Origin of the sequence: Streptomyces sp. IBSBF 3136, from assembly GCF_036815105.1 — a bacterium.
Lineage (GTDB): Bacteria > Actinomycetota > Actinomycetes > Streptomycetales > Streptomycetaceae > Streptomyces.
The window spans coordinates 1-16,176 of the sequence record NZ_JAJSZC010000184.1 but is presented as its reverse complement, the minus strand read 5'-3'; the positions used below and the strand labels follow the sequence as shown (position 1 = coordinate 16,176).

Annotated in this window: 15 protein-coding genes; 11 read left to right on the top strand and 4 right to left on the bottom strand. The window is 71.0% G+C overall.

Going from position 1 to position 16,176, the window contains the following annotated elements; all coding sequences use genetic code 11:
• Positions 1-1,164 (top strand): pyroglutamyl peptidase (locus V7E45_RS30325; RefSeq protein WP_333777407.1); only part of this gene is annotated, 1,164 nt, incomplete at its 5' end.
• On the opposite strand, the gene V7E45_RS30320 is transcribed toward V7E45_RS30325, so the two are convergent.
• The gene (locus tag V7E45_RS30320) at positions 1,154-1,945 is read right to left on the bottom strand and encodes an EI24 domain-containing protein (protein WP_333777406.1); all 792 of its coding nucleotides are present in this window, start codon (positions 1,943-1,945) and stop codon (positions 1,154-1,156) included. The two genes, V7E45_RS30325 and V7E45_RS30320, sit on opposite strands and share 11 nt — an antisense overlap.
• A gap of 23 nt (positions 1,946-1,968) precedes the next feature.
• A complete protein-coding gene (locus tag V7E45_RS30315) occupies positions 1,969-2,403 on the bottom strand; it encodes a MarR family winged helix-turn-helix transcriptional regulator (protein ID WP_333777405.1) in 435 nt (144 codons plus the stop codon).
• A gap of 87 nt (positions 2,404-2,490) precedes the next feature.
• Between V7E45_RS30315 and V7E45_RS30310 the strand changes: the two genes are divergently transcribed.
• Both V7E45_RS30310 and V7E45_RS30305 read left to right on the top strand, forming a co-directional pair.
• Positions 2,491-3,489 carry an NADP-dependent oxidoreductase gene (locus tag V7E45_RS30310; RefSeq protein WP_333777404.1) on the top strand — a complete coding sequence of 333 codons (999 nt, stop codon included), beginning with the start codon at positions 2,491-2,493 and terminating at the stop codon, positions 3,487-3,489.
• Positions 3,490-3,586: 97 nt separating this feature from the next.
• Positions 3,587-4,012 (top strand): organic hydroperoxide resistance protein, encoded by a 426-nt coding sequence (locus V7E45_RS30305; RefSeq protein WP_333777402.1) that lies wholly within the window; start codon positions 3,587-3,589, stop codon positions 4,010-4,012.
• A gap of 55 nt (positions 4,013-4,067) precedes the next feature.
• Here the strand turns inward: V7E45_RS30305 and V7E45_RS30300 are convergent, their stop codons facing one another.
• Both V7E45_RS30300 and V7E45_RS30295 read right to left on the bottom strand, forming a co-directional pair.
• Complete coding sequence (locus V7E45_RS30300; RefSeq protein WP_333777401.1) at positions 4,068-5,228, bottom strand: serine hydrolase domain-containing protein; 1,161 nt, start codon at positions 5,226-5,228, stop codon at positions 4,068-4,070.
• Between the two features lie 171 nt (positions 5,229-5,399).
• Complete coding sequence (locus tag V7E45_RS30295) at positions 5,400-6,299, bottom strand: SCO2400 family protein (RefSeq protein ID WP_333777400.1); 900 nt, start codon at positions 6,297-6,299, stop codon at positions 5,400-5,402.
• Between the two features lie 200 nt (positions 6,300-6,499).
• On the opposite strand from V7E45_RS30295, the gene V7E45_RS30290 reads away from it, so the two are divergent.
• The 8 genes from V7E45_RS30290 to V7E45_RS30255 form a co-directional block, all read left to right on the top strand.
• Entirely contained in the window at positions 6,500-7,657 is a 1,158-nt protein-coding gene (locus tag V7E45_RS30290) for a mandelate racemase/muconate lactonizing enzyme family protein (protein ID WP_333777399.1), read from the top strand.
• Positions 7,654-8,667, top strand: coding sequence for a zinc-dependent alcohol dehydrogenase (locus tag V7E45_RS30285; protein WP_333777398.1), 1,014 nt, complete (start codon positions 7,654-7,656; stop codon positions 8,665-8,667). The genes V7E45_RS30290 and V7E45_RS30285 overlap by 4 nt, the downstream gene beginning before the upstream one ends.
• A 141-nt stretch (positions 8,668-8,808) precedes the next feature.
• Entirely contained in the window at positions 8,809-9,774 is a 966-nt protein-coding gene (locus tag V7E45_RS30280; RefSeq protein WP_333777397.1) for a hypothetical protein, read from the top strand.
• Positions 9,775-9,837: 63 nt separating this feature from the next.
• Positions 9,838-10,947: a multiple monosaccharide ABC transporter substrate-binding protein gene (gene chvE, locus V7E45_RS30275; protein WP_333777395.1), complete on the top strand. Its 1,110-nt coding sequence runs from the start codon at positions 9,838-9,840 to the stop codon at positions 10,945-10,947.
• Between the two features lie 35 nt (positions 10,948-10,982).
• Positions 10,983-12,533, top strand: a complete 1,551-nt coding sequence (mmsA, locus tag V7E45_RS30270) for a multiple monosaccharide ABC transporter ATP-binding protein (protein WP_333777394.1) — start codon at positions 10,983-10,985, stop codon at positions 12,531-12,533.
• The gene (gene mmsB, locus V7E45_RS30265) at positions 12,530-13,774 is read left to right on the top strand and encodes a multiple monosaccharide ABC transporter permease (RefSeq protein WP_333777393.1); all 1,245 of its coding nucleotides are present in this window, start codon (positions 12,530-12,532) and stop codon (positions 13,772-13,774) included. The genes mmsA and mmsB overlap by 4 nt, the downstream gene beginning before the upstream one ends.
• Before the next feature lie 57 nt (positions 13,775-13,831).
• Positions 13,832-14,983 carry an aldose epimerase family protein gene (locus tag V7E45_RS30260; RefSeq protein WP_333777392.1) on the top strand — a complete coding sequence of 384 codons (1,152 nt, stop codon included), beginning with the start codon at positions 13,832-13,834 and terminating at the stop codon, positions 14,981-14,983.
• Positions 14,984-15,085: 102 nt separating this feature from the next.
• The coding region (locus tag V7E45_RS30255; RefSeq protein WP_333777391.1) for a pyridoxal phosphate-dependent aminotransferase at positions 15,086-16,176 on the top strand (1,091 nt) is incomplete at its 3' end.

Genomic DNA, 16,176 nt, shown 5'->3' with positions numbered 1-16,176 from the left:
GGCCCCTCCCCCACCGCCGAGGAGCGACGGCTCGACCGGGCCGTGCCCCAGGAGATCCTGCGGCGCTCCGGATTCGACGAGCTGTGCGCGGAGTTCGGCCGCGACCTGGCCCGTGCCCGCACCTACGCGCAGGCCCGCCGCGTGGTCGACCGGCGCGGCGCGGCGCTGTGGCGGCGTGCGGTGGACCGGGCGCAGGGGCGGGGACCGGTGGCCGGCGACCTGGGACGGGACGACGACCGCCCGCTGTACTGGGCCCGGCTCGGCATGACGCGGCAGGTACGCACCTGGGAGCCGGGGTTCGCACTCGACGACGGCCGGCGCGCCGCCCTGCTCGACCGGCTGGAGCGCACCTCGCGCGGACAGACCGACGTCCGGCTCTCCGCGGGGCCGCGCCTCGGGCGGATCCTGCTCACCGGCTTCGACCCCTTCACGCTCGACCGCGACATCCGCATCTCGAACCCCTCGGGGGCGAGCGCGCTGGCGCTGGACGGCACGGTGATCGAGACGGCGAGGGGCCCGGCCCGGGTGGAGACGGTCGTGTTCCCGGTGCGCTGGGCGGACTTCGCCGACGGCACGGTGGAGCGCACCCTGCGGCCGTACCTGCCCGAGGCCGACCTGTTCATGACGGTGAGCCAGGGCCGGATCGGGCGCTTCGACGTCGAGCGCACCAACGGGGCCTGGCGGGGCGGCTTCCCCGACAACGACGACGTCACCGACACCGGGACCGTCCCGGTCGCCGACCCGGCCACGCAGCCCCAGTGGACGACCACGACCCTGCCGTACGCGGCCGTCACGGCGGCGGACACCGGCCGCTTCCCGGTGTACGACCACACGGAGGTGACCGAGATCCCGGCGGGCGGCACGGCCCCCGTGGTCCGGCCGGACGGGCCGACCCCCGGCTCGGCGGCCCGTGCGGGCGGCGGCGGGGACTACCTCTCCAACGAGATCGCCTACCGCGCGACCCTGCTCCGGGACCGCCTGGGCCTGCACGACACCCTGACGGGCGGCCATCTGCACACGCCCGTGCTGCAGTTCGGCGCCGGCAACACCGACCCGGCGACGGGCACGGTCACCGACCCGGAGTTCGTCCGCAACCGGCTGGACATCATCGCCCAGGTGCGGTCGGTCCTCACGGCGGCCGCGTCGGCGGCGCTCAGGAACTGACCGGCTCGCCGTCCTCGGCCGCCTCGTCCCGTGCGCTCTCCTCGCCCAGCAGCTCACGGGCGAGGAGGGTGGCGCCCGCGACCGCCCCCGGCATCAGGAACACCGCGACGAAGGGGACCAGGAAGGCCAGGCCGAGCGGGGTGCCGAAGCCCCACACCAGGGACTTGCGGGAGCGCAGCAGGGCGAGCCTGGCGCGGAGTTCGACGCCGCGGCGCTGGAGGGCGACGGAGGTCAGCTCCTCGGTGAGGAAGAAGCCGGTGACGAAGAAGCCGAGCACCGGCACGACCGTCTGGCCGACCACGGGCAGGAAGCCGAGGGCGAAGAGCAGGACGCCCCACACCAGGGCCCGGACCAGGATCCGCAGACTGTCGCGGGCCGAGATCCACAGCTCGCGCCAGAGCGGGAGGCCCGACCGGGGCACCGTGCCGTCGGGCGAGACGTCCTCGTCCACCTTCTCCGACAGGTTCTCGTAGAAGGGCTGGCCGACGAGCAGGGTGACGGCCGTGAAGGTGAGCACGGCGAGCAGCAGGCCGAGGGCGAACAGGACGGCCGTGAGGAGACCGCGGAAGAGTCCCTGCCAGGGGCTGTTCCAGTCGTCGGCGAACGGGGTCGCCCAGGCCACCCCGTCCTCGCCCCAGACACCGAGCGCGACGAGCGCCGCCGCGTACAGCACCAGGGTGATCAGGCCGGGCAGCAGCCCGAACCCGTACTGCCTGCCGTGCCGGCCGACCCACCGCTGGCCTGCCAGGAGATGACCGAACCCCGCCCCGAGATCACGCATGGCGAAAACTTTACCGGCCGTGCTCAGGCGTCGAGCATCCGCCGCAGCAGGTCGCGCAGCACCAGCCGCTCCTCGTCGGACAGACCGGCCAGCGGCTCGCGGGCGAAGCGCAGGCCGTCGCGCAGCTCACAGGACACGCCCCGGCCCTGGTCCGTGGCGGCGGCCACCTTCACCCGGCGGTCCGCCGGGTCGGGGCGGCGCTCGACCAGGCCCCGGGACTCCAGGCGGTCCACGATGCCGGTCACGTTGGACGGCTCGCACCTGAGCTTCTGGGCCAGCTTGCGCATCGGCAGCGGCTCCAGGGTCAGCAGGCCGAGCAGCTTCGCCTGGGCGCCGGTCAGGGAGTGCCCGGCGGCGGCCTCCTCGTAGTCCGCGTGGTACCGGGCCACCACCTCGGCGATGAGCTGGACGACCTCGATGGTCAGTTCGTCCGGACGGGTCTTCTCGGGTGCGGCCATGCCGTCAGGATACCCGGTTACTTGACAACATGAAATATTCACGTGCACGGTTGTTTCAGGTACTGAAGTAAATCCGAAAGGTCTGTCATGATCAACCGCGAATGGCACCTGCAGAGCCGTCCCGTCGGCTGGCCGAAGCCCGAGGACTTCGCCCTGGTGGAGGCGCCCGTCCCGACCCCCGGCGAGGGCCAGATCCTGGTACGCAACAAGTACCTCTCGGTGGACCCGTACATGCGCGGCCGGATGTCCGCCGCGAAGTCGTACGCCGCCCCCTACGAGCTGGGCAAGGTCATGCAGGGCGGCGCGGTGGGCGAGGTCGTCGCCTCCGAGGCCGAGGGCGTCGCGGTCGGCGACCACGTCCTGCACTTCTTCGGCTGGCGCGAGTACGCGACCCTGGACGCCCAGCACGCCGTCAAGGTCGACCCGGAGGCCGCTCCCCTCTCGACGTACCTCGGCGTCCTCGGCATGACCGGCCTGACCGCCTACGCCGGTCTGCTGCGCACCGCCTCCTTCAAGGAGGGCGACATCGTGTTCGTCTCCGGCGCCGCGGGCGCCGTGGGCAGCCAGGTCGGGCAGATCGCCAAACTCAAGGGCGCCTCGCGGGTCATCGGCTCGGCCGGCTCCGACGAGAAGGTCAAGCTGCTGGTGGAGGAGTACGGCTTCGACGCCGCCTTCAACTACAAGAACGGCCCGGTGGCCGAGCAGCTGCGCGCGGCCGCGCCCGACGGCATCGACGTCTACTTCGACAACGTCGGCGGCGACCACCTGGAGGCGGCCATCGGCTCGCTGAACCAGGGCGGCCGGATCGCGGTCTGCGGCATGATCTCCGTCTACAACAACACCGAGCCGGCCCCCGGCCCGCGCAACCTCGCCCGGCTGATCCAGACCCGCGGCCGTATCGAGGGCTTCCTGGTCGGCGACCACTACGACCTCCAGCCACAGTTCGTCCAGGAGGTCGGCCCCTGGGTCGCCTCGGGCGCGCTGAAGTACCGCGAGACGGTCGTCGAGGGCATCGAGAACAACCTGGAGGCGTTCCTCGGCGTCCTGCGCGGCGACAACACCGGGAAGATGATCGTCAAGCTCTGACCCCTGGCCCGGACTTTCCGTGATGCGGTAACTTCTTTCCGAATCCGCCGTCGATCGTGGGCGCGAGTCGCGGCGGACCGAGGAGGAGGACAACCGCATGCCCATTCAGCAGTCCGACGTCCTGTACACGGCGGTCGCCACCGCGGAGAACGGCCGCGACGGCCGCGTCGCCACCGACGACGGCAGGCTCGACGTCGTCGTGAACCCGCCCAAGGAGATGGGCGGCAACGGCGCCGGCACCAACCCCGAGCAGCTGTTCGCGGCCGGCTACAGCGCCTGCTTCCAGGGCGCCCTCGGCGTGGTCGCCCGGCAGGAGGGCGCCGACGTCTCCGGCTCGACCGTCACCGCGAAGGTCGGGATCGGCAAGAACGAGGACGGCTTCGGGATCGTCGTGGAGATCTCCGCGCACATCCCGAACGTCGACCAGGCCGCCGCACGGGAACTGGTCGAGAAGGCCCACCAGGTGTGCCCCTACTCGAAGGCGACCCGCGGCAACATCACCGTGACCCTCACCGCCGGGTGATCGTTGCGCACAGCGGCAGTCGCACCCTAGGACGTGGGGTGCGGCTGCCGTGCCGTCACCGGCCGGCCAGAGCCGCCCGGTGCAGCGCTCCGACCAGTCGTTCGTTCTCCGGTGCCGCCCCGCCCGGGAACGCGAAGCGGCGCCGCGTGTAGCCGTAGGCCAGCCCGCTGCGCGGGTCCGCGAAGGCCTGGGAGCCGCCGGCGCCGCTGTGGCCGATGGAGCCCGCCCCGAGCCACGGGTACCAGGTGTCGGACGTGGCCTGGAAGCCGAGCCCGAACGACTTGTGGGCGCGCGCCACGAGGTCGTACCCGACGGAGTGCGGCTGGCCGAACTCCGCGACCGTGTCCTCCTTCAGCAGCGGCGCCTTGCCGTCGACCTCGCTGACGACGGCCGCGTACATGCCCGCCAGACCGCGCGCCGAGGCGACGCCGCCCACCGAGGCCGGGCCCTTGGCGCGCACCAGGCGCTCGTTCGGCAGGGCCACCAGGTCGGTCGGCTCGGCGGCGTGCCGGTTGAAGGCGATCCCGGCGAGTGTGTGCGGGCCGCTCGGCAGGGCGTCGAGCACCGCCTGCTGCGCGGGGGTCGGCAGCATCGGCCGGACGGTGCGGAAGCGGGGCTCGCGGGAGGCCGGCAGGCCCAGGTGGAAGTCCAGGCCGTAGGGAGCGCGGACCCGCTCCTCGAACAGTTCCTGGATCGTCCGGCCCGTCGCGCGCCGGACCACCTCACCGGTGAGCGCGCCGATCACCAGGGCGTGGTAGCCGAAGGCGGTGCCCGGCCGCCAGAACGGCCGCTGGTCGGCCAGGCGCTCGGCCAGCGCCCGGTCGTCGGCCAGCTCCGCCGCGCTGAAGCCGGTGTCGGTGCCGACCAGCCCGGCGCGGTGCGCGAGCAGGTCGCGCAGGGTCAGCGTGCCCTTGCCCTCTGCGCCGAACTCGGGCCAGTAGTAGGTGACCTTGCGATCGAGCTCCAGCGTGCCGTCCTGCACGAGCAGGGCCGTGACGAGGTGCGCGGCGCCCTTGGTGGAGGAGAACACCCCGTACAGCGAGTCCCCGTCGGCGCCCTCGCCCGCCCAGAGGTCGACGACCCGCCGGCCGTGCGCGTAGGCGCACAGCTGCCCCTCGTAGTCCTCCCGTTCCTCGCCGACGAAGGCGGCGAACTCCTCACGCACCGCTTCGAAACCCTCGGCGACCGTGCCGTGCACGGTGGTCCCCTGAGTCATCCGCTCTCCTCGACTGAGCCGCTGCCCGCTGCTCCTGTGTGCGCAACGCCCGGTCCGGCGTCGGGCGTTCCCGGGATCGTGTACGACGAGACGTACCCGTCCGTCTCAACCGCCGCGGAGGCCGGTCGGTGTCACCGGTACCCCGGATGGCCGATGCGCGGGGCGGTCCGGCTACGTGCACCACCACAGGAAACGGTTGCACGCCTTGGTCGGTGACGGCTGCGGCGTCGGCTGGGAGGTGGTCGGGGCGGACGTCGGGGTGGAGGCCGGCCGGGAGGGTTCGGGGCCGGCCGGCGCCGAGGCCGTCGGCCCCGCGCCCGCGGTGGCCGACCGGGCCGCCTCGTCGGTGGCGGACGGGGACGTGGACGCCTTGTCCTTCGGGGACTCGGACGCGGAGGCCGAGGCCGACGCGTCCGCGGAGGCGGAGGCGCCCGGCTTGCCCGGGGTGCCCGACGGGGCGTCGAGGGGGGCCGCCGTCCGGTCCGGTGACGCGGAGGCGTCGCCGTCCACCGTCGCGTCCCCGGTTACCGCCGGGCTGTCGCCGGAGAAGGGTGAGAAGGGGGCGTCGGTGCCGAGTTCGGCGAGGCTCAGACCGCCGGCCGCCAGCACGAACCCGGCGGCGACCAGCACGAGGCGGCGCCGTCGGCGCCGGTGCGCGGCCGCCTTGCGGTCGCGCCGGGCGGAACGGCCCCGGGGCTCGTCCGCGCCCTCGCCGTCGGGGAGGTCGGGGTCGTCATGGTCCTCGTGGAGGTCGCCGCCGTCGCGACCGCCTCGGTCGTCCCGGTCGTCCCGGTCGTCCCGGTCGTCATGACCGTCATAGCTGTCATGACCGCCGTAGCCGTCAGGGCCGCCGTAGCCGTCAGGGCCGTCAGGGCCGCCGTCGTGGCCCTCATGCCCGCGACCGGGTGTCTCCGCGAAGGTCTGCTGCCCGTACGGCGCCGCGACCGCGCCCGCGTACGTGTGCGCGGCGGGGGCGTGCGCGTACGCGGGGAGGGACTGCGCTGGTGCGCCGCATCCCGGGCAGGCGAGGGCGCCGTTGAGGTGCCGTTGGCACGGGTGGCAGAAGTCCATGACGCCGGAAGACTAGATTCCCCGCCGGTCACGTTCCTAGGGACCTCTGTGAAGGTTTGGTGCGGGACCGAAAAGGTTCTCGAAATGCTTGTCGAAACTGTTACCTGTTCGCCCCATTGACACCCCTGCCGCGCCGTCCTTACTGTCACGCCAGCATTTCGAACGTGTGACGAAATCTCGAACAACGAGGGGCAACTGCCGTGCGCATCACCGGAATCAGCACACACGTGGTCGGGACGCCGTGGCGCAACCTGACCTACGTCCAGGTGCACACCGACGAGGGGATCACCGGAGTCGGCGAGACCCGGATGCTCGGTCACACCGACGCGCTGCTCGGCTACCTGCGCGAGGCCGAGGCCAACCACATTCTCGGATCGGACCCGTTCGCCGTCGAGGACCTCGTGCGCCGGATGAAGTACGGCGACTACGGGCGCGCGGGCGAGATCGTCATGTCGGGCATCGCGGTCGTCGAGATGGCGTGCTGGGACATCAAGGGCAAGGCGCTCGGCGTCCCGGTGTGGCAGTTGCTGGGCGGCAAGGTCACCGACCGGGTGAAGGCGTACGCCAACGGGTGGTACACGACCGAGCGGACGCCGGAGGCGTACCACAAGGCCGCGCAGGGCGTCGTGGAGCGCGGCTACAAGGCCCTGAAGATCGACCCGTTCGGCACCGGGCACTTCGAGCTCGACCACGACCAGACCCTGTACGCCGTCTCCCTCATCGAGGCGGTGCGCGACGCCATCGGGCCGGACGCCGAGCTGATGTTGGAGATGCACGGCCGCTTCTCCCCCGCCACCGCCGTGCGGCTGGCCAGGGAGATGGCCCCCTTCGAGCCGGCCTGGCTGGAGGAGCCGTGCCCGCCGGAGAACCTCAAGGCGCTGGAGAAGGTCGCCGCCAAGGTGGACATCCCGGTCGCCACCGGTGAGCGGATCCACGACCGCATCGAGTTCCGCGAGCTGTTCGAGAGCCAGGCCGTGGACATCATCCAGCCGGACGTCGGCCACATCGGCGGCATCTGGGAGACGCGCAAGCTCGCGGCCACCGCCGAGACCCACTACATGCTGGTCGCCCCGCACAACGTGGGCGGTCCGGTGCTGACGGCGGCGAGCCTCCAGGTCGGCTTCACCTCCCCGAACTTCAAGATCCTTGAGCACTTCAACGACTTCGCGGACGCGGAGATAAAGAAGGTCGTCAAGGGCGCCCCCGAGGTCGTCGACGGGTACTTCCACCTCACCGACCGGCCCGGCCTCGGTGTCGAGCTCGACACCGAGGCGGCCGCCGAGTTCCCGCAGCAGCAGGCCCGGTTCGACCTGTGGGCCGAGGGCTGGGAGCAGCGCAAGCCGAAGGGCACGAAGTGACCTCCCGGCCCTCCCAGGTCCTGATCGAGGAGCCCGGCGCCCACCGGGTGGAGGACCACACGCCGCGGGAGCCCGCGCCGGGCGAGGCGCTGGTCGCCGTGCACGCGGTCGGCATCTGCGGCAGCGACCGCGAGGTGTACCAGGGCAACCGGCCCGAGGGGTACGTCCGTTACCCGCTCACCCCCGGCCACGAGTGGTCCGGGACCGTGCGGGCCGTGGGCGCCGGGGTGCCCGCCGCGCTCGTCGGGCGCAAGGTGGTGGGCGAGGGGTTCCGCAACTGCCAGGTGTGCGACCGCTGCCACGCGGGCGAGACCACGCTGTGCTCGGCCGGGTACGAGGAGACCGGGTTCACCCAGCCGGGTGCCATGGCCACCACGCTCACCCTGCCCGCCCGGCTGCTGCACCCGCTCCCGGACGACGCCGAACTCACCGCCGCCGCCCTGCTGGAGCCGGCCGCCTGCGTCGCGGCCGCCGCGCTCAAGGCGGCCGCCCGGCCCGGCGAGCGGGTCGCGGTGGTCGGCACGGGCACCCTCGGGATGTTCGCCGTGCAGTTCCTGCGGGCCGTCTCCCCGGCGGAACTGCTCGTGGTGGGCACGCGCGACGACCGGGAGGCGTTGTCCCGGCGGTTCGGGGCCACCGACTTCCGGCTCCGCGACCAGGAGCTGCCCGACGACTTCGACGTGGTGATCGAGACCGCCGGCTCCGCGTCCGCCGCACGCACCGCCGCCGGACTGCTCCGGCGCGGCGGACGGCTGGTGCTGACCGGCATCCCGGCGCCGGGCGCGGACGGTCTCGACCCGACCGCCCTGGTGGTCCGGCAACTGGAGGTGCACACCGTCTTCGGGGCACCGCCGGACGCCTGGGCGCACGCCGTGCGGGTGTTCGGCGCCGGACTGCTCGACCCGCTGCCGCTGATCACGCACGAGCTGCCGCTGACCGAGTTCCCGCGGGCCATCGAGTTGGTGGGGGCCGGGGATCCGAAGGTGGGCAAGGTGCTGCTCCGCCCCTGACCGTACGCCGGCCGGGGCGCGACCTGACGGCGCCCTGACCGGCGTACCACCGAGGCCGGCCTCATCCCACCGCACCGTCGAGGCCCTTCTCCGCCCTGAGCCGCGAACCTTGTCCGAAATACCGAACACGAAGGACAGCTTGTGACCGACGCTTCCGCCCCGGCAGCCCGCAGGCCCGGCGAGCAGGTGCTCGCCGCACTCGGCCTGGACGCGCCCGCCCTCGACCCCGCCGACGCCTCCGCCCACAGCTTCCCGGGCGGTGGCCGCTGGCGCACCGAGATCCCCTCGTGCGAGGGTCCCGAGGCGCTGGCGGTAGTGCTCAAGGAGTCCTCCCGCCTCGACGTGCCGATCCACCGGATCAGCCAGGGCAGCGGGGTGTGGATGCTCACCGACGCCGAGATCACCGAGATGGTCGAGGCGACCGGCGAGCGCGACATCGAGCTGTGCCTCTTCACCGGCCCGCGCGGCACCTGGGACATCGGCGGCTCGGTGCGCTCCGACTCGCGGGGGGCCGGACTGCGCGCCCGTGGCCACGACGCCGTCGCCGGCTGTGTCGAGGACGCCGTCCGGGCCACCGAACTGGGCGTCAAGTGCCTGCTGGTCGCGGACGAGGGTGTGCTGTGGACCCTGCACCGGGCGCGTGCGACGGGGATCATCCCGGCCGACACCACCCTGAAGGTCTCGGCGTTGATCGGTCCGGTCAACCCGGCCGCGTACGCCGTCTTCGAGCGGCTCGGCGCCGACTCCGTCAACGTGCCGAGCGACCTGACGCTCGACCACCTCACCGAGATCCGCCGGGTGTCCGGCGCCCCCATGGACATGTACATCGAGGCCCCCGACGACCTCGGCGGCTACGTGCGGATGTACGAGGTCGCCGAGCTGATCAGACGCGGCGCACCGCTCTACCTGAAGTTCGGTCTGTCCAAGGCCCCCGGCATCTACCCGTGGGGCACCCACCTGCGGGACGTGACCCTGGACACCGCCCGGGAGCGGGTGCGGCGCGGCCGCCTCGCCCTGGACCTGCTCGCCCGGCACGGCGCGGGCGGCGACATGGCGCCGCTCGGCAGCCGGCTGCCCGGTTCCCTCAAGCGCTTCCCCACGGCCTAGCCCCTCCCACCCCAGCAACTCCCCACGCCTGTCGACGACGAGACCACCAAGGACGGATCACCCATGCGCAACCGCAGAGCCGCACTCGCCGCCATAGCCGGAGCCGCCTCGCTCGCCCTCACCCTGACCGCCTGCGGCCAGAACAGCTCGGGCGGCAGCAAGGACAAGGGAGGCGACACCACGGGCGCCACCATCGGCATCGCGATGCCGACCAAGTCCTCCGAGCGCTGGATCGCCGACGGCAAGAACGTCGTCAAGAACCTGGAGTCCAAGGGCTACAAGACCAAGCTGGTCTACGGCGAGGACGACCCGGACACCCAGGTCTCGCAGATCGAGAACCTCATCACGCAGGGCGTGAAGGGACTGATCGTCGCGGCGATCGACAACAAGTCCCTGGGCAACGTCCTCCAGGAGGCAGCCGACGCGAACATCCCGGTCATCGCCTACGACCGGCTGATCCTCGGCACCAAGAACGTCGACTACTACGCCTCGTTCGACAACGAGAAGGTCGGCAAGCTCCAGGGCACCTACATCGTCCACCAGCTCGGCCTGGACAGCGGCAAGAAGGGCCCGTTCAACATCGAGCTGTTCGCCGGCTCGAACGACGACAACAACACCAAGTACTTCTTCGGCGGCGCGATGAGCGTGCTGCAGCCGTACATCGACAAGAAGCAGCTCGTGGTGAGGTCCGGCCAGACCGCGCTCAACAAGGTCACCACCCTGCGCTGGGACGGCACCACCGCCCAGCACCGCATGGAGGACATCCTCACCTCCGCCTACAAGAGCGGCCGGGTCGACGCGGTGCTCTCCCCCTACGACGGCATCTCGATCGGCATCCTGTCCGCGCTGAAGTCGGACGGCTACGGCTCCGGCAGCAAGGCGCTGCCGGTCGTCACCGGCCAGGACGCCGAGCTGGCCTCGGTGAAGTCGATCATCGCCGGTGAGCAGACGCAGACCGTCTACAAGGACACCCGTCAGCTCGCCAAGGTCGCCGCCACCATGGTCGACGACGCGCTCAAGGGCAAGAAGCCGCAGGTCAACGACACCAAGACGTACGACAACGGCTCCAAGGTCGTGCCCGCCTACCTGCTGCAGCCGGTGAGCGTCGACAAGAGCAACTACAAGCAGGTGCTGGTCGACGGCGGCTACTACACCGAGTCCGAGCTGAAGTGACCCGCCCCGTTTCCTACTGATTGGAAGGCACGACCATGGCGGGACCCGTCCTGGAAATGCGCTCGATCGTCAAGACCTTTCCCGGTGTCAAGGCGCTGTCGGACGTCACCCTGACCGTCCGGCAGGGCGAGGTCCACGCCATCTGCGGGGAGAACGGCGCCGGCAAGTCCACCCTGATGAAGGTGCTCTCCGGCGTCCACCCGTACGGCAGTTACGAGGGAGACGTCCTCTTCGAGGGTGAGGTCTGCCAGTTCAGGGACATCCGGGCCAGCGAGCAGCACGGCATCGTGATCATCCACCAGGAGCTGGCGCTGGTGCCGTACCTCTCCATCGCGGAGAACCTCTTCCTCGGCAACGAGCACGCCAGGCGCGGGCTCATCAACTGGAACGAGACCCTCAGGCACGGCACCGAACTGCTGCGCCGGGTCGGTCTGGACGAGCACCCGGAGACCCGCGTCGCCGACATCGGCGTGGGCAAGCAGCAGCTCGTGGAGATCGCCAAGGCGCTGTCGAAGTCGGTGAAGCTGCTGATCCTGGACGAGCCGACGGCGGCCCTCAACGACGAGGACAGCGGCAAGCTCCTCGACCTCATCCTGGAGCTGAAGAACCAGGGCATCACCTCGATCATCATCTCCCACAAGCTCAACGAGATCCGCCGGGTCGCCGACTCGGTGACGATCATCCGGGACGGCCGGTCGATCGAGACCCTCGACGTGAAGGCCGCGGAGACGACGGAGGAGCGGATCATCGCCGGCATGGTCGGCCGTGACCTCGACCACCGCTTCCCCGAGCGCACCCCGCACGAACCGGAGGAGGGCGCGGCGCCCGCCCTGGAGATCCGGGGCTGGACCGTCTTCCACCCGATCGACCAGCAGCGCAAGGTCGTGGACGACGTGTCCCTCAGCGTGCGGCGCGGGGAGATCGTGGGCATCGCGGGGCTGATGGGCGCGGGCCGCACCGAACTGGCGATGAGCGTCTTCGGGCGCACCTACGGCCGGTACGCGGGCGGAACGGTCCTGAAGGACGGCACGGAGATCCGGACGAAGTCCGTCCCGGAGGCGGTGCGGCACGGCATCGCCTACGTGACCGAGGACCGCAAGCACTACGGCCTCAACCTCATCGACACCATCAACCGCAACATCTCGCTGACCGCGCTGGGCAAGGTGGCCCGCCGGGGCGTGGTCGACGAGCACGAGGAGCGGCAGGTCGCCGAGGGCTTCCGCACGTCCATGAACATCAAGGCGCCCACCGTCTTCGAACCGGTGGGCAAGCTGTCGGGCGGCAACCAGCAGAAGGTCGTCCTCAGCAAGTGGATCTTCGCCGGTCCGGACGTGCTGATCCTCGACGAGCCCACGCGCGGTATCGACGTGGGTGCCAAGTACGAGATCTACACGGTCATCGACCAGCTCGCGGCCCAGGGCAAGGCGGTCGTCTTCATCTCCTCCGAGCTGCCCGAACTGCTCGGCATGTGCGACCGCATCTACACGATGGCCGCCGGGCGGCTGACCGGTGAGGTGCCACGGTCCGAGGCCACGCAGGAAGTGCTGATGCGCCATATGACGAAGGACAAAGAGGTAACCCGATGAGCACGGATGTCACCGCCAAGAGCCCGGCCCCCGCGCCGCCGGGCGGGAGCGGACCGGCCGCCGAGGGGGGTCTGCTCCGGCTGATGCTGGACGGCCTGCGCCGCAACATGCGCCAGTACGGCATGCTGATCGCGCTCGGCCTGATCGTGGTCCTGTTCGCGATCTGGACCGACGGGGACCTGCTGCTGCCGCGCAACGCCTCCAACCTGGTGCTGCAGAACAGCTACATCCTGATCCTCGCGATCGGCATGATGCTGGTGATCATCGCCGGGCACATCGACCTCTCGGTCGGCTCGCTCACCGCGTTCGTCGGCGCGTTCGCCGCCGTGCTGACCGTGCAGCACGGGCTGTCCTGGCCGGTCGCGCTGGTGCTGTGCCTGTTGGTGGGCGCGGTGGCCGGCTCGGTGCAGGGGTATCTGATCGCCTATCTCGGCATACCGTCGTTCATCGTCACCCTGGCCGGGATGCTGCTCTTCCGCGGTCTGACGGAGATCCTGCTCAAGGGGCAGACCCTCGGCCCCTTCCCCGACGGACTGCAGAAGCTCGGCAACGGCTTCCTGCCGGAGGTCGGCCCGGACACGAACTACCACAACCTCACCCTGCTGCTGGGCCTGGTGCTGATCGCGGCCGTGGTGTGGCAGGAGGTCCGGGACCGGCGCCGCCAGCAGGAGTTCGCGCTGGACGTCCTGCCCACCCGGCTGTTCCTGCTCAAGCTCACCGCCCTGGTCGCGGCGATCCTCATGCTCACCCTGCTGCTCGCCAGCTACAAGGGCGCCCCGATCGTGCTGATCATCCTCGGCGCGCTGGTCGTCGGCTACGGCTACGTGATGCGCAACGCGGTGTTCGGCCGCCACATCTACGCGATCGGCGGCAATCTGCCGGCGGCCAAGCTGTCCGGCGTGAAGGACAAGAAGGTCACCTTCTACGTCTTCCTGAACATGGGCGTGCTCGCGGCCCTGGCGGGTCTGGTGGTCGCCGCCCGCCTGAACGCGGCCTCGCCGAAGGCGGGCGTCAACTTCGAACTCGAGGCCATCGCCTCGTCGTTCATCGGCGGCGCGTCCATGAGCGGCGGTGTCGGCACCGTCCTCGGCGCCATCATCGGCGGTCTGGTCCTCGGCGTGCTGAACAACGGCATGAACCTCCTCAGCGTCGGCACCGACTGGCAACAGGTCATCAAGGGCCTGGCCCTGCTGGTGGCGGTCGGGTTCGACGTGTGGAACAAGCGCAAGTCCGGTTCGTAGGTCAGCTCGGGCCCCACCGGACAGCCGGTGGGGCCCCTTCCTTCACGGGAGCCGCAAGTGGAACTGAACAGACGTACGGTCATCGCGGGCGCGGCGGCGGGCCTGGCCGCCACCACCCTCGGCTCGGGCACCGCCCGGGCCGCCACCCCGGGCGGGAGGCCGGTGAAGCACCTCTTCGGCAGGCTCGCCGACGGCACCAAGGTGTACCGCTGGTCGCTGGCGAACGGCGGCACACGGCTCAAGGTGCTGTCGTACGGCGGCATCGTGCAGAGCCTGGAGGTGCCCGACCGGCACGGCCGGCACGCCAACGTCGTCGCCGGGTTCGCCGACCTCGACGACTACGTGGCCGGCAGCCCGTACTTCGGCGCCCTGATCGGGCGGTACGGCAACCGCATCGGCAAGGGCCGGTTCACCCTCGACGGCACGGCCTACCAGCTGTCCGTCAACGACGGCGAGAACAGCCTGCACGGCGGCGCCAAGGGCTTCGACAAGCACGTGTGGGACGTCGAGCCGTTCACCAAGGGCACCGACGTCGGCTTGCGCCTGTACTACACCAGCGTCGACGGCGAGATGGGCTACCCGGGCACCCTCCGGTCGAAGGTGACCTACACCCTCGACCGGCACGGCGCCTGGCGCATCGACTACGAGGCCACCACCGACCGGGCGACCGTCGTCAACCTCACCAGCCACGTCTACTGGAACCTGGCCGGCGAGGGCAGCGGCACGATCGAGGACCACGAGCTCACTATCGCCGCCTCCCGCTACACCCCCACCGACGCGGGTCTGATCCCCACCGGTGAACTGGCCCGGGTCGGCGGCACCCCCTTCGACTTCCGCCACGCCAAGCCGATCGGCCGGGACATCCGGGCCGGCCACGTCCAGCAGGTGCAGGCCAAGGGATACGACCACAACTGGGCGCTGGACAAGGGCATCACGGCCGGGCCCGAGCACGTCGCCACCCTGCGCGACCCGCGCTCCGGACGGACCCTGAGGATCGCCACCGACCAGCCGGGCCTGCAGTTCTACTCCGGCAACTTCCTCGACGGCACCCTGACCGGCACCGGCGGCCGCACCTACCGCCAGGGCGACGCCCTGTGCCTGGAGACCCAGCACTTCCCGGACTCGCCGAACCACGCGAACTTCCCGTCGACCGTGCTGCGGCCCGGGCAGACGTACCGGACCACCACGGTCCACACGTTCGGGACGTGAACCGGCTCACACCGCGGGTGAGTTGAACACCACCGCGGTGCCCTCCGTATCCATGGGTGGCCCGTGCTCCCCCGCACGGGCCACCCTTCGCCGGAGGTTTCCTTGCCTGACAACGTCACCTCGTTGTTCCGCAACTCCGCCGCGCACAGCCCTTCGATGGCGGCGCTGGCGCGGGAGAGCGACGGGACGGGTCCGGTCGACTTCTGTATTCCGTGCAACCCCTACTTCCCGACCCCCGCCATGTTCGAGGAGATGGGGAACCGGCTGCGCGAGATCGTCACCTACTACCCGAGCAGCGCCGAGACCATCACGGCCGAACTGTGCAGCCTGCTCCAGCTGCCCCCGCAGTGCGTGGCGATGGGCAACGGCTCGACGGAACTCATCACCTGGATCGACCACCTCCTGGTCCGCGAGTCCCTGGCCGTACCCGTCCCCACCTTCGGCCGCTGGACCGACCAGCCGATGGAGACCGGCAAGCGGGTCGACATGTTCCCGCTCCAGGAGGCGAACGGCTTCGCCCTCGACCTCGCCCAGTACGCCGAGTTCCTCCGCGCCAGGGGCACCCGGGTCGCGGTGATCTGCAACCCGAACAACCCCGACGGCGGCTACCTGCGCAAGCAGTCCGTGGTGCAGTTCATGGACGCGATGGCCGACCTGGACCTGGTGGTGATCGACGAGTCCTTCCTGGAGTTCGCCGACGCTGAGACGGAGCCGAGCGTCGTCCAGGAGGCGATGCTGCGACCGAACGTCGTGGTGCTGCGCAGCCTGGGCAAGAACTTCGGCCTGCACGGCATACGCTTCGGGTACCTGGTCGCCAACCCGGCGCTCGCGGGGAAGATCCGCTCGATGCTGCCGAAGTGGAACCTCAACTCCTTCGCCGAGCACGTCGTCTTCATGCTGCGCGAGCACGGCGCGGAGTACGCGCAGAGCCTGCACCAGGTGCGCCGCGACCGCCTGGACATGGCGAGCCAGCTCTCTGCTCTGCCCGGCCTCACCGTCTACCCCTCCCAGGGCAACTTCCTCTTCGTGCGCCTGCCCGTCGGCGCCGAGGGCACGGTGGTCCGGGACCGGATGCTCACCGAGCACCGGATCCTGGTCCGCGAGTGCGGCAACAAGATCGGTTCCTCCAGCCGCTTCCTGAGACTCGTGGTGCGCCCCCAGGTCGACGTGCGTCGCCTGGTGTCCGGCCTGGA

What these genes read in the sequence shown, in the direction of transcription:
- V7E45_RS30320 (WP_333777406.1), bottom strand. Translation starts at nt 1,945, where the DNA reads ATGCGTGATCTCGGGGCGGGGTTCGGTCATCTCCTGGCAGGCCAGCGG.
- V7E45_RS30315 (WP_333777405.1), bottom strand. Translation starts at nt 2,403, where the DNA reads ATGGCCGCACCCGAGAAGACCCGTCCGGACGAACTGACCATCGAGGTC.
- V7E45_RS30310 (WP_333777404.1), top strand. Translation starts at nt 2,491, where the DNA reads ATGATCAACCGCGAATGGCACCTGCAGAGCCGTCCCGTCGGCTGGCCG.
- V7E45_RS30305 (WP_333777402.1), top strand. Translation starts at nt 3,587, where the DNA reads ATGCCCATTCAGCAGTCCGACGTCCTGTACACGGCGGTCGCCACCGCG.
- V7E45_RS30300 (WP_333777401.1), bottom strand. Translation starts at nt 5,228, where the DNA reads ATGACTCAGGGGACCACCGTGCACGGCACGGTCGCCGAGGGTTTCGAA.
- V7E45_RS30295 (WP_333777400.1), bottom strand. Translation starts at nt 6,299, where the DNA reads ATGGACTTCTGCCACCCGTGCCAACGGCACCTCAACGGCGCCCTCGCC.
- chvE (WP_333777395.1), top strand. Translation starts at nt 9,838, where the DNA reads ATGCGCAACCGCAGAGCCGCACTCGCCGCCATAGCCGGAGCCGCCTCG.
- mmsA (WP_333777394.1), top strand. Translation starts at nt 10,983, where the DNA reads ATGGCGGGACCCGTCCTGGAAATGCGCTCGATCGTCAAGACCTTTCCC.
- mmsB (WP_333777393.1), top strand. Translation starts at nt 12,530, where the DNA reads ATGAGCACGGATGTCACCGCCAAGAGCCCGGCCCCCGCGCCGCCGGGC.